Origin of the sequence: Paenibacillus terrae, assembly GCF_000943545.1 — a bacterium.
Classification (GTDB): Bacteria; Bacillota; Bacilli; order Paenibacillales; family Paenibacillaceae; genus Paenibacillus; species Paenibacillus terrae_A.
Genome location: NZ_JTHP01000098.1, coordinates 1 through 13,693, shown reverse-complemented (window position 1 = coordinate 13,693; position 13,693 = coordinate 1). Strand labels below are relative to the sequence as shown.

Sequence of the window (13,693 nt, the reverse complement as noted above, 5' to 3'; positions counted from 1 at the left end):
ACACGACGACTGCCGTTTTTTATGATCAGAAAGAATTAAAGCAAATGATTAAAAACGGCTGGCAGGTATCTAAAAAAAGGATGTACGGGAAGGATCAGTTTATATTTTCGTTGTATACATTATCCCCGTTTTCTTCACTTGGTAATCCGGAAACCGCTAACACGATTATTAAGGTCGAATTTGACAGCAGCAATATTCAGGACATGCTTGACCGCTTCAAAGGCGATGGACGGAAGGAACCTTTTTATTATAAAAAAGGCGTAGGAGTGATCTATAATCGAACTGCGAATGAAGAGCTGTCAGGCAAGCTGATTACGAAACTGGAGAAGATGGGACTGCATGAAGTTGATAATCTGACCGTGAAAGTTGGAGAAGAGAGTTACCTTGTTCACGCCGTTCTTTCGCAAACGACGGGCTGGTACTTGATTGACTACATGCCTTTGTCCGATATGATGTCTCCGATTTACACTTCTAATCGACTATTTTATATAACTGTTGCTGGCTCGCTACTGGTAGGCTTCATTGGTGCTTATCTTCTTCATTCACAGGTACAAGTGCCGATTCTCCAGCTTGTGCGGGCGTTTCGGAGATTAAAGGATGGAGACTATGCTGTTCGATTGAGCCCTAGGGGAAGCCACGAGTTTGCTTTCTTGTCTCGTCAATTCAATCTGATGGTTGAACAGATTCAGGAGCTGTTTGAAAAGGTTTATGTTGAGAAGCTACATGTGAAGGAAGCGCGTCTAAAGCAGCTCCAGTCACAAATCAATCCACACTTTTTCTATAATTGTTTTTCTTTTATTACAAGTATGGCGAAGCTGCGCAATCATGAGGCGGTCGTGGCCATGGCTCATAATTTGTCCAAATATTATCGATATACGACAAGACAGGAACGGGATTTGGTACCTTTATCGGAGGAAATCGAGTTTGTTCATTATTATTTGAAAATTCAGCAGATGCGTATGCCGCGGCTAACGTTCTCAATTCATGTTTCTTCACAGGCTAACAGTCTGCTGATTCCGCTGCTTGTAGTGCAACCATTAGTAGAAAATGCGGTGCTGCATGGAATAGAACCTCAAGCAGAGGATGGTATAATCCGCATTACAACGGAACAGATCGGGCTATATATGTGCTTGATTGTGGATGATAACGGACTCGGTTTGGGCAGGGAGGCTATAATTTCCCTGAGAGCAGCACTTGACAAGCCTGTAGAAGAGGAAAGCGGCTACGGTTTATGGAATGTGCATCAACGAATGCGATTACATTTTGGGGAAGACGCCGGACTGGACTTCTCATTGTCACCTTTGGGGGGACTGCGCGCGGTTTTAAAATGGCCGCTGTTAACAGAAGAAGAGCAGGCGAATAGCTTGATCAAGCCCAAACCTTCGTCAAATTCGAATATGGTTAAAATGGAGGGACCTGATGGTTCAGATATTACTGGTAGATGATGAGAGCTATGTAACAGAAAGCCTGGTGGCTACGATTCCATGGGAGGCGCTAGGCATTGAGAGGGTTCATCAAGCGGCTTCCGCATTAGCAGCAGTGGATGTGCTGGAAGCGTATGATATTGATATTCTGGTTACGGATATTCGTATGCCTGGTATGACAGGGTTGGAGTTGATTGTTGAGGTAAACGAACGATGGCCGCATATCCGATGTTTGCTACTAACAGGCTATGCCGATTTTGAATATGCTAAAAAGGCACTTCAGCTTAAGGCTTTTGATTATATTTTAAAACCGGTGGATGATGAAGAGTTTATGAAATGTGTATCAGCTGCCATCGATTCGCTAAAGGAAGAATGGGAAGCTTTTAATAAGGTTCATCAATTACAGTATAACCGCAGGACGGATTTTGGTGTGCTGCGCACCCACTTAATGCACGATTTGGTACTTGGACGTGATTTGTCTGTACAGATGATAGAGGACAAGTTATCCCAGTACGAAATCATGTTACGTACGGGACAACCCGCAGGTATGCTACTTATTCAGATGGGCAAGCATTTTTCTGATATGGATTATCATTCAGTATCCTTAATCGAGTATGCGATTGGAAATATTGCTGAAGAAGTGTTCGCACCCGATTTTCACGTCTGGCACTGCAAAGCACCACATGATTGCTTAATTGTATTAATAGAAGCAAATTGGAATAACAATCTGGAAAAGTATGGTATGTACCATGAAGAAGAATCAGATGATGTCCCAGAACAGCATGATATGAAGCGAATAACAGAAATTAATATGGACAAGCATAGTAGTATTTTGCGGGCGACTATTGAAACCTTTCGGAAAAATGTGAGCAATTACTTGAAAGGGGAAATTTACGTCACGGTAACTGGTTGGTTTATGTTCCCGGAGGAGCTGCCTAAGGCATATCAGACAGCGATAAGATCCTTATACTGGAACCACCGGGAGGAGACGAATACGTTGCTATTTGTGGATGAGCAGCCAGAACAGCCGCACAGTTCAGCCAAGTTGCTGGAGGGACTATATGTGCATCCAACGCTGACCCATCTTCTGGAGTCCAGACAATGGGAAGAGGCCGAAGCGAAAATAAACCGTGTATTTGGGAAGATAGAAGAAGCGGGATATACCCGCGAACATTTATATGAGCTGTTTATCTCGGTTACGAGCGCCTTTATGTACACGGCACACAAGCAAGGGCGCTTCATTACGCAGATGGATCAAACGGGCTTCGACCCGTTGCATGCGCAGAAAATGGTTCAATCGTTCTCCAACCTTAAGGAATGGATATTTTCCATGATGAACAAGCTTAAATTGGAATGGTCTGCAAGTGAGCAAAGTGCCAAAAGCTATGTGGTCAAACAGGTTCAGGAGCTCATCTCCCAAGATAAAGGTCAGGAGCTGTCTGTTAAGACGCTTGCCGATCAGGTTTATCTTCATCCGGTCTATTTGTCAAAAATATATAAAGCTGAAACCGGAGAAGGTCTGGGAGATTATATCATCCGAATGAGGATGGAGCGGGCTCTTTATTTGCTCAAGTATTCCAACAAAAAAATATATGAAATTACAACCGAATTGGGCTATCAGAATCCCCAATATTTCAGTAAGATGTTCAAAAAGCATTACGGAATGACTCCACATGAATTTCGGGACCAGTAAAGAAGAGAATAGTAAAGATCAGTTGGGAAAGGTGCAGAAATATTTATTTTGTGACATAGGCTGCGTAGAAAAGCCCTCTTATAATTAGAAGAGTAGAAAATGATTTTTGAGGGGGAACAATATGCGAGTTCATTCGAAAAAAAAGCTGTTGTCGTTGCTCGCCGCAACTATGGTATTAGGAGTTGGCCTTGTGGGCTGCTCAGGCACGGGGAATGATGGAAATACCAACAGCGCAGCAAAAACTGAAAACGTATACAAAGAAAAATACAATCCGGAAGTCACAATTTCCACAGTATGGGGTGTAGATCCCGCCTTAAAATTTAAAAATGGCGAATCTATCGAAAATAACGTTGCGACGAAGTGGGCTAAAGAGAAATTCGGGATTAATGTAAAATCACTCTGGTCTGTCACGGATACGAATGGCGCATTTGCCACCAAGCTGCGTTTGGCTATGTCCTCAGGTCAGGAGATGCCGGACGTCGTTGTACTGGGGACGGAGAATGAGCAACTCGCACAGGATATGATAGATTCCGGTATGTTTGCGGAAGCGGGCCCGTTGTTCGATAAGTATGCTTCGGATTCCTGGAAGCAAGCGATGAATCAGGATACGAACGTATGGAACCAATATAGTCGGGATGGCAAAAAAATGGGTATTCCTGTACTGGATTTCGCCTATAATCATGATTATGTGTTGTGGGTACGACAGGATTGGCTGGACAAGCTGGGCATGAAGGCCCCTCAGACGATGGATGAGCTGGAAAAAGTGATGGATGCTTTTAAAAACAAAAATCCGGACGGATTGTCGCCGGACAAAGTTATTCCGCTCAGCATCGGTTTCAAAACGTCCATGAACACTTGGATGGGTGACCCGTCCTGGATTCTCGGGGCATACGGTACACTCCCGCAACAGTGGAACAAAGGTACGAACGGCAGTCTGGAATATGGCTCCGTGCAGCCTGGCATGAAGCCGGGTTTACAAAAGCTTAGCGAGTGGCTCAAAAAGGGATATATTCCGCAGGAAGCAGCATTGTGGGATGAGAATAAGACGGCAGAACCCACAGTCGCGGGAACAGCAGGTATGATCCCGGGCCCATACTGGATGAGCGGATGGCCGCTTCAGGACACGGTCAAAAATGCGCCGGGCGCCGTATGGAAGCCGATCAAGATTCCGGCAGGGCCTGACGGTAAAGCCATGCGGCACGGTACGCAATACACCAATGGTGTCGTACTGATCAACAAACAAATGCAGCATCCTGAAGCTTTTTTCACCTATCAAAATTACCTGTTTGATCACTTTGCAAATGCCAAACCGGAAGGGGATTTGGTGAACGGGATGTTTAAGGGCTACGACTATGATTTGGATGCGAGCGGAATGCTGTTGCCTATCGACAAAATAGCAGGAGGTTATGTAAACTCTGTTCGTTATTTGCTGGTTCGTGATGGTGCGCGTATACCTGATGCTCAAATGAAAGCTTTGTTAAGCTTGGCTAACGGCGGGGAAGCGAAGACCCGTCTGGAGAAGGATGTAATGGTTAATTACGGGAAAGGTACTCCTGCGGCTGCCAAGGTGTTGATGGAACAAAAGGACATCTCCATGAAGGATCAGTTCACGGGGCCTACTACGCCAACCATGAAGGCCAAAAAAGACTATCTGGACAAGATTGAAAACCAGACCTTCAATGAAATTATTTATGGAAAACAGCCGATTTCGGCCTTTGACACTTTCGTGCAGACATGGAAGACTGCCGGTGGCGAACAAATTACAAATGAAGTGAACGAATGGTATAAAAGCGTTGAAAAGTAATAACAGTTAAAACTGGTAGAAAGGCTGCCCAAACGGGCAGCCTTTTTAATACAGATTATCAGAATCAATTGAAAATGAATGCGTTATCTTTATGAATACGAGAAAGACTTTCACTCCCATGGTGAGACTAAAAAATGATTGCTTTTGTGCCATGTATGTTGGTTTTTTGAACTGTCGGGACAGCGGAAACGTCTCTATAATTGAAGTATAACATGAGAGTTACAGGAGGAACTGCAATGAGAAGTCTGCAACGTACGTGGCCATTTCATATTATGCTGCTGCCAGCCATCATTTTCTTAATTGTATTCAGCTACATTCCGATGGGCGGCATTGTGATGGCCTTTCAAAATTACAAGCCTTGGCTCGGCATAACCGGTTCCGAGTGGGTTGGATTGGACAATTTCCGCTTTTTGTTTCAACGGGAAGACAGTCTTCAGGTCGTCTGGAACACGCTAATTATCGCTGTATTAAAGATGTTTTTCAATCTGCTGATTCCGTTTGTTTTTGCTATACTGCTCAATGAAATCCGCAAGGTTGGACTTCAGCGTTCCATTCAGACACTCGTCTACCTGCCCCATTTTCTATCATGGGTAATTTTAGGAGGTATTCTGATTGACCTGTTGGCTACAGATGGATTTATGAACCGCATTCTCGGAAGTTTCGGGATCCAGCCCATCTTTTTTCTGGGAGATAATAACTGGTTTCGTTTTACTGTCATTGTATCGGATATATGGAAGGAGTTTGGCTACAACACCATCGTATTTCTCGCCGCACTGGCGGGCATTAATCCTTCGTTGTACGAAGCATCCGAGATGGATGGGGCGAGCCGCTGGAGACAGACGCTACACATCACTGTACCTTCGCTGATTCCTATGGTGGTGGTTGTCGGTACGCTTGCACTCGGCAATGTCCTGAATGCCGGTTTTGACCAGATTTTTAACCTTTATAATCCGTTGGTATACCAAAAAGGCGATATTATTGACACGTTCGTTTATCGGACAGCGTTAATTAACGGAGAGATGGGCTTTGCTACCGCTATTGGATTGTTTAAATCTGTTATTAGTATGGTTCTTATTCTGATATCTTATCGACTTGCTTACAAATGGGCAGGTTACCGCATATTTTGATTCCACGAGGCTGAAAGAGGGAGAGTCATGTATCATAAAACAACGGCATATCGCATCTTCAATGTGTTTAATATTTGTTTACTTGTATTTTTATCCATCATGTGTATCGTTCCGCTGATTCATGTATTGGCGGTATCATTTAGCGCCAAATCAGCAGCAGACGCCAATCTGGTTGGACTGTGGCCGGTGCAATTTTCATTAGAAGCCTACAAGAAGACGATGAATAACCCTATTTTTCTGCACTCTATCTGGATTTCTGTTCTCCGGACCGTGCTGGGAACTGGCTTGACGCTACTGATTACCTTCTTGGCTGCTTATCCACTTTCGAAGGAAACATCTGTGTTCCGTAGCCGAAACGTATATTCATGGCTGTTTGTATTCAGTATGATTTTTAACGGTGGCCTGGTTCCATTCTATATGGTTATTCAAAAGATTCATCTCATGGACAGCTTTTGGGTACTTGTTTTGCCGGGAGCGGTCAATACATTTTTGGTAATCCTCATGTTGAACTTTTTTAGAGGAATACCCAAAGAGATGGAGGAGGCCGCGCTGATTGACGGGGCAGGCCATTTTCGGACTTTGTTTAGTATATTTTTGCCGATATCCATGCCATCCATTGCGACGATTGCGTTGTTTAGTATGGTATTTCACTGGAACTCATGGTTTGACGGTCTGCTCTATTTGAGCAATGCTAAGGATTATCCATTGGCTACATTCCTGCAAACGGTAATCATTCAGAAGGACATGAGCTCCATGAGTATGAGCCCCAAAGAGATGGAGTTGCTTTCACAAACGACAGTGAATGCAGCACAGATTTTTATTGGTGCAGCCCCTATTCTTATTGTATATCCATTTTTACAAAAGTATTTTGTTAAAGGTATGACGCTCGGTTCTGTCAAAGAGTAAACCATATTGATTTAAAGGAGATGATTTACAGTGTCGCAGCAAAACATAATCAAATACCCGCCAATCAGTGAGCGAGTTCCACATATGCTGCATGGAGCGGATTATAACCCGGAGCAATGGCAGCATTATCCCGAGGTGCTAAAAGAGGATATTCGTCTGATGAAACTGGCTAAATGTAACGTGATGTCCGTCGGCATTTTTTCCTGGGTGGCATTGGAGCCTGAGGAAGGCGTATTCACGTTCGAATGGCTGGACCGTATCCTGGATTCGTTTGCTGAAAACGGGATCTATGCGTTTTTGGCTACTCCTAGTGGAGCAAGACCGGCCTGGATGTCGCAAAAATATCCAGAGGTACTGCGTGTGGAGGCTAACCGTGTCCGTAACTTGCACGGGTTTCGTCATAATCACTGTTCTACGTCGCCTGTCTACCGGGAAAAAGTACGTATCATGAATACGAAGCTGGCCGAGCGTTATGCAAATCATCCGGCTGTCATTGGTTGGCATATTTCCAATGAATTTGGTGGGGATTGCCACTGTGATTATTGTCAGGAGGCATTTCGTGTTTGGGTGAAGGATAAATACGGCACGCTGGATAAGCTTAATCACGCATGGTGGACGACCTTTTGGAGTCATACGGTTACGGATTGGAGCCAAATCGAATCTCCGGCCCCTCACGGTGAAACGCAAGTCCATGCTATGAATTTGGACTGGAGACGCTTTGTGACCGATCAGACCGCAGATTTTATCAAACATGAGATTGTGCCGCTCAAGGCTGCGAACCCGGCACTTCCGGTCACCACAAATCTGATGGAGTTTTTTGAAGGATTGAATTACTGGAAGTTTGCTGATCTGCTCGATGTTGTATCCTGGGACAGCTATCCAACGTGGCATGACCGTGGGGGAGATGATAGCCGTCAGGCTGCGAAAGTGGCCATGATGCATGATATTATCCGTTCAATCAAGGGTGGGAAGCCTTGGATGCTGATGGAGAGTACGCCAAGCTTGACGAATTGGCAGGAGATTAGCAAGCTGAAGCGGCCGGGAATGCATCTGCTATCGTCTTTACAGGCTGTGGCACATGGGTCAGATACAGTCCAGTATTTCCAGTGGCGGAAAAGCCGCGGTTCGAGTGAAAAATTGCATGGTGCAGTCGTCGATCATGTGGGGCATGAGCATACTCGGGTATTTGGGGATGTGACAAATGTGGGCAACGCGCTGGAAAAACTGGAGGAGGTTATCGGCACATCTGTACCAGCAGAGGCGGCAGTCATTTTTGATTGGGAGAATCGCTGGGCGGTCAACGACTCACAAGGGCCACGAAATAAAGGTGTAAAATATGAGGAGACAGCCGAAGCACATTATTTGGCTTTGTGGGAGCAGGGCGTGCCTGTAGATGTCATTCATATGGATGCTGATTTCTCCAAATATAAACTCGTAGTGGCTCCGATGCTGTATATGGTCCGCAGTTGTGTGGGCGAACGAATTCAGCAGTTTGTTGAAAACGGTGGCATTTTCGTAGCAACCTATTGGTCAGGTATCGTGGATGAACATGATTTGTGCTTTCTTGGAGGCTTTCCGGGGCCGCTTCGTAAGACGCTTGGGATCTGGTCGGAAGAGATTGACGGGCTGCATGATCACGACCGTAATCATATTTTGCCAGTTGAAGGCAATGAGTTGGATCTGCATGGCGAATATGAGGCTGTAGAACTGTGCGATCTCATTCATACGGAAGGTGCAGAGGTACTGGCTGTATACGGTTCAGACTTTTATGCAGGACGCCCAGCCTTGACGGTGAACCGTTTGGGACAGGGAAAAGCTTATTACATCGCTTCACGCAACACGGGATCGTTCAACAGTGATTTTTACAGAAGTTTGATTGATGGCGCAGGAATTAGTAAAGCACTCGATGTTCAGTTGCCGCATGGAGTGAATACGGCGATTCGTACCGATGGAGTTCACGATTATATTTTCATACTGAATTTCACTCATGAGCCGCAAGAGATTAGGCTAGATGGACGAATTTATTCGGATATGCTCGAAAATCATGTGGTGGAAGACGGCAAGGTTCGATTGGATGCCTATGCTGTTAAGGTACTAAAGACAGAGCGGAGTAAATCGGAAATAGTATAGAGTGTGATGGCTGACGTTTTCCCGAATGAGGGATCTGGTAGATTTGTCTGAGGCAATGAGGAGTACACAATTCAGATGGGGGATGACTTATGAAAACAAGTAAACGGACTATGGTATTTGCGATGTTGATCTTGTTATCCAGCTTTTTGTATCCATTTGGCTCTGTGGGAGGTGGTGCGGCTTCGGCCGCCCCTGCTTTTGCCAAAGGAGCAGATATAAGCTGGGTAGCAGGAATGGAAGCGCAAGGTATGACCTGGAAGGATAAAAAAGGGGTTCGCCGAGATGTGCTGCAAATTTTGCGGGATGATTATCAGATCAACTCGGTGCGTATCCGGGTGTGGGTAAACCCTGACATGAAGGATTATGGAAGCGGATACATGAATGCCGAAAAGGCAGCAGAACTGGCGCAGCGAGCTAAAAAATTGGGTATGAGCGTCATGCTGACGCTGCACTACAGCGATTCATGGGCTGATCCCGGGCAGCAGAACAAACCTTATGCGTGGCGAAATCTTACATTTACGCAACTTATGGATGCGGTCTGGTCTCATACGGTTTATGTTATGAACACAATGAAAAGCAAGGGGGTAACACCGGATTGGGTGCAAATCGGCAATGAAACGAACAATGGAATGCTCTGGGAAGACGGTAAAGCCTCGGTGAACATGAAAAACTACGCCTGGCTCGTTAATACAGGGAATAATGCTGTAAAATCGGTAAGCAGCAGTACTAAAACGATCGTACACCTGGCAAACGGTGATAGTGGCTCTACCTTAGCCTGGAATATTGGCGGCTTGATTGACAATGGAGCTCAGTTTGACCTCATCGGGTTTTCTCTGTATCCGTCTCCTTCGAACTGGCAGGGAAAAGTGAACCAGACGATTACCAATGCCAATGATCTCATTGCAAAATACGGCAAAGGTATTGTTATCAGTGAAATCGGAATGGAATATAATGAACCAGCAACTTCCAAGGCATTTATTACTGACATCAAAACGAAGGTTCGTAGTATCGCGGGCGGCAAAGGCTTGGGAGTATTTTATTGGGAGCCGGCTGCAACCCCAGGTTATAATCAGGGCTATAACAAAGGTGCTTGGCAGGCTGACGGTAAGCCAACCTCAGCGCTGGAAGGCTTTATAAACTAGAGTACGTGATGAGTATGTCAAAGAACCTCTAATCCGCACAATGCGCAGAAAAGAGGTTCTTTGTTTTCGTTAGTTTATTTAAGGTAGATCGTTAGGATTTCCGGTTTACCTTGAAGAATGAAATAAGCTCTTCCAACTCCCCGGACATCAATGTAAGCTTGTCGGAAGCTTTGACGATAGAAGCCATCGACTCAGCCTGTTCTCCAATGGTGTGCTCAATCTGTTTGCTGCTGTCTGCTGTTTTGCTTACTGTGGAAGACAGCTCGTCAGAGGTTGCTGACATTTCCTGCGTACTGGCTGAAATCTGCTGCGTCGCACTGGATACCTCCTGAATTTGTGACGATACATTATTGGCCGCATTCAAAATCTCCGAGAACATTTCGCCCGTTTGACGTGTGACTTCCAGCCCGACTTGAACTTCCTTCGCGCCCAGACTCATTCCTTCTACCGTTTGTTCAATTTCCTTTTGGATTTCTCCAATAAGCTCGGCAATTTGTCTAGCGGATTCTTGAGATTGCTCAGCCAAATTACGCACTTCTCCTGCTACTACTGCAAAGCCTTTACCTTCCTCACCGACTCTGGCGGCTTCAATAGAAGCGTTCAGTGCAAGCAGGTTAGTTTGGCTGGCAATGCCTGTAATGATGCTTACGATATTACTGATTTCGTTAGATCGGTTTTGTAGCGCATTAACGGAATCAACTGTACTTTCTATTGTAGTGGAGATAGAATCCATTTGAGTTGATAGCTTTTGGGCTACCTGATTGCCTTCAACCGAGCGTTTTTCCATGGAATAAGCTTGATCTGCTACGGAAGAGGAGCTCTCCGCAATGGTTTGGATAACCGTAGACATTTCATTCATAGCCCGGGAGCTTTCAAGCGCAGCGTGATCTTGGGATTCAAGTCCTTGGGTTATTTCCTGAATATTGCTGTTAATAACATTCGTATTGTTACTGTTCTGTTCGCTAATGCTTAGCAGCTCCTGAGCCGATTCCGTAACTTCTTGCGTCGTATCTTGTACTTTTACCATCGTATCGTTAATACGTTTGATCATGGTATTAAACTTTTGGTTGATAATGCCAAGGTCATCCTGACCTGTTTTGATGCTAACATTCAGATTGCCCTCGCTTACTTCCTCGATGCCCTTCATCAAGCTGCGAATCGGGGAAAGGGTACGTTTTACAAGCAAATATTGAATGGTTAAGAAAATAGCAAGGAACAGAATGAGCAGGGATACACCGTATAAAAGCAGTTTTTGAAGTCCGGCAGGTACCGAGCTTGCGTCTACGTCAAAGTAGATGGCGCTCGTAATTTTACCGCTTGCATCTGTAATTGGATAAACAATGGTAGTCCATGTGCCATAATCGTCGGTGTAAAAGCTGCTCAACGCCGATTCTTTCGATTTTAGCATTTCATTTACAGCATTTACGTTTGCGGTAGGAAGAGGATACATATCCCCTATGTTCATTTTGGAATCTTGGAATGGTTGAACCAGATTTGTGGGAACGCCAATGATGGAGGTTTGGTCTCCTTCTTTTAACTCTGTTCCAAATATGTAAGCTTGGGCAACATTAGGATAAAAGGTGTGAATGGAGTCGAGAAATTTGCGTAAATCCTGTTGAACAGAGCCATTATAATCTTTTTCGGTCAAGGCTTGCTCTACTTTCGTTTTATCGACATCATTTGCCCATTTTTTGGTTAACACCTTAACCTGGTCTTGTAGCTGTGTGGTGAGAATGTTCTTTTGAAGTATGTAGCTGGATGTGATGAGAATCGTACCAATCAATACGATGTTAAGGAATGAAATCAATAAATTTTTACCAAAAAAGGACATAGTACTCCACTTCAAGTTTTTCACGTGCTTCTTCTCCTTTAAGTTGAACTATATTTTTAATATACAACCTATCCCTTATATATTTCGTCAATTTGCTTTCTAAATGTTAGGTATTTATTAAATTTGGAGAATATTCGGTTACGTATTGGTGAAATATAGTGACAAAAACCGACAAAGATTCTCTTCACTTTCATATGGGAAAAATGGGAGGCTACATAATAACAAGCGGTGGCTTACAACGAAAGAACGTTGTGGAACCACCGCTTGTTGGCATGAATAATTCATTTTATTGTTTGGACAATATTTAAAAAAATAAGATATTAAGAACAGACGAGCACCCTAAGATCATGTATATGTCTGCATCACGTCGAGGCTTATAGAAAATCTTGTCCCTTATATAAGCAATCCTTGGTGTCGTCGTGATACCAATAAATAAATGTGCAGGTAAAGCAAATTTGGTGACCAGTGTATTTAGTCCTTTGGAAGAAGCAGGGTTAAATGCTTTGAACAAGCCTGCAAAATAACCAATTAAAATGACAAAGAAAATAGGAATTAAAATGATAAAAATATGACCTGTAGCCATGATGTCGCCTCCAATAATGAAGATGTCCGCCAAATGGCTGGCGGACATCGGGGAATCAATAATTTCTTTGCTTGTATGCAAGTACAACCTGACGTTGTTTGCTAATCTTAAACCAGGATCGTTTCTTTACCATTCTGTTTGATTGGTCTATACTTGCAGTCCCACATTGCATCCCGAACTGCTTGGCGGATATCATCGGGCTGATGACGTGCTACGCCATCCTGAACGGCAGCCGCTGCAACTGCTACAGCTACTGCTTCAGATACTTCACGCAACTCGCTGATTTTCGGCAGCAGGGAAGCTCCAGGCTGTGACAAATCGACCATATCGGCTACTGCATGGGCAGCGGCGGCAAACATGCTGTCTGTGATGATTTTGGATTTCACTACAATCGCGCCAAGACCTAGACCAGGGAACACGAAAGCATTATTGGATTGTCCAATTTCAAACTTAACATTATTATAGGTTATCGGTTCAAAAGGGCTGCCTGTTGCAATCAATGCTTTTCCTTCAGTCCAGCGGATCAAGTCCTCCGGAGTTGCTTCAGCCAGTGGAGTTGGATTAGACATAGGCATAATAATAGGACGTTCTGTATGCTTGGCCATTTCTTTAACGATTTCCTCACTAAATGCTCCGGTAACACCGGAGGTTCCGATCATAATGGTAGGTTTCACCTGGCGAATGACTTCCAAAAGTGGAATTTTGCCGTCCTCCGCACGCTCCCAATCACGACATTCTGCGGCATCCCGTACATAAGGAACCTGGAATGGGAAAAGTCCTTCTGTTTCATTAGTAAGCAGACCTCTGTAATCATAAGCCCAGAAGTTACTTCTTGCTTCGGTTTCCGATAGTCCTTCCAGCATCATGGCTGCACTAATTTGATCTGCGTTACCGATACCGGCGGCTCCTGGACCAAATACCAAAACTCGATGCTTGCTTAGTGGGACTCCAGACAGTTTAACACCAGACATAACACCTGCGAGCGTAACTGCACCAGTGCCTTGAATATCATCATTAAATGTCAAAATACTGCTTCCGTATTAGTCGTCGTGT

At 44.5% G+C, this 13,693-nt stretch carries 8 protein-coding genes and 2 pseudogenes; 7 read left to right on the top strand and 3 right to left on the bottom strand.

The genetic code is table 11. From position 1 onward, the window contains the following. The 7 genes from QD47_RS26950 to QD47_RS26920 all read left to right on the top strand — a co-directional run. Positions 1–1,445: sensor histidine kinase (locus QD47_RS26950; RefSeq protein WP_044649013.1), on the top strand; the 1,445-nt coding region annotated here is incomplete at its 5' end. Further along, positions 1,420–3,117 (top strand): response regulator transcription factor, encoded by a 1,698-nt coding sequence (locus QD47_RS26945; protein ID WP_044649012.1) that lies wholly within the window; start codon positions 1,420–1,422, stop codon positions 3,115–3,117. The genes QD47_RS26950 and QD47_RS26945, both read left to right, overlap by 26 nt. Before the next feature lie 121 nt (positions 3,118–3,238). After that, a complete protein-coding gene (locus QD47_RS26940; RefSeq protein WP_044649011.1) occupies positions 3,239–4,921 on the top strand; it encodes a type 2 periplasmic-binding domain-containing protein in 1,683 nt (560 codons plus the stop codon). 236 nt (positions 4,922–5,157) lie between these two features. Beyond that, the gene (locus QD47_RS26935) at positions 5,158–6,048 is read left to right on the top strand and encodes an ABC transporter permease (protein ID WP_014282363.1); all 891 of its coding nucleotides are present in this window, start codon (positions 5,158–5,160) and stop codon (positions 6,046–6,048) included. 27 nt (positions 6,049–6,075) lie between these two features. Then, positions 6,076–6,954: a carbohydrate ABC transporter permease gene (locus tag QD47_RS26930; RefSeq protein WP_014282362.1), complete on the top strand. Its 879-nt coding sequence runs from the start codon at positions 6,076–6,078 to the stop codon at positions 6,952–6,954. An 84-nt stretch (positions 6,955–7,038) separates the two neighbouring features. Further along, on the top strand, positions 7,039–9,084 hold the full coding sequence (locus QD47_RS26925; protein WP_200893534.1) for a beta-galactosidase: 2,046 nt from the start codon (positions 7,039–7,041) through the stop codon (positions 9,082–9,084). Positions 9,085–9,173: 89 nt separating this feature from the next. Further along, entirely contained in the window at positions 9,174–10,226 is a 1,053-nt protein-coding gene (locus QD47_RS26920) for a glycoside hydrolase family 53 protein (protein WP_044649009.1), read from the top strand. Positions 10,227–10,317: 91 nt separating this feature from the next. On the opposite strand, the gene QD47_RS26915 is transcribed toward QD47_RS26920, so the two are convergent. From QD47_RS26915 to maeA, 3 genes and pseudogenes are all read right to left on the bottom strand, one after another. Next, entirely contained in the window at positions 10,318–12,081 is a 1,764-nt protein-coding gene (locus QD47_RS26915) for a methyl-accepting chemotaxis protein (protein ID WP_044649008.1), read from the bottom strand. Between the two features lie 370 nt (positions 12,082–12,451). Then, positions 12,452–12,640: pseudogene (locus tag QD47_RS26910) on the bottom strand (AEC family transporter); the annotation flags it as partial. A 107-nt stretch (positions 12,641–12,747) separates the two neighbouring features. Continuing rightward, positions 12,748–13,680, bottom strand: a pseudogene (gene maeA, locus QD47_RS26905) (oxaloacetate-decarboxylating malate dehydrogenase); the annotation flags it as partial. Positions 13,681–13,693 lie beyond the last annotated feature (13 nt).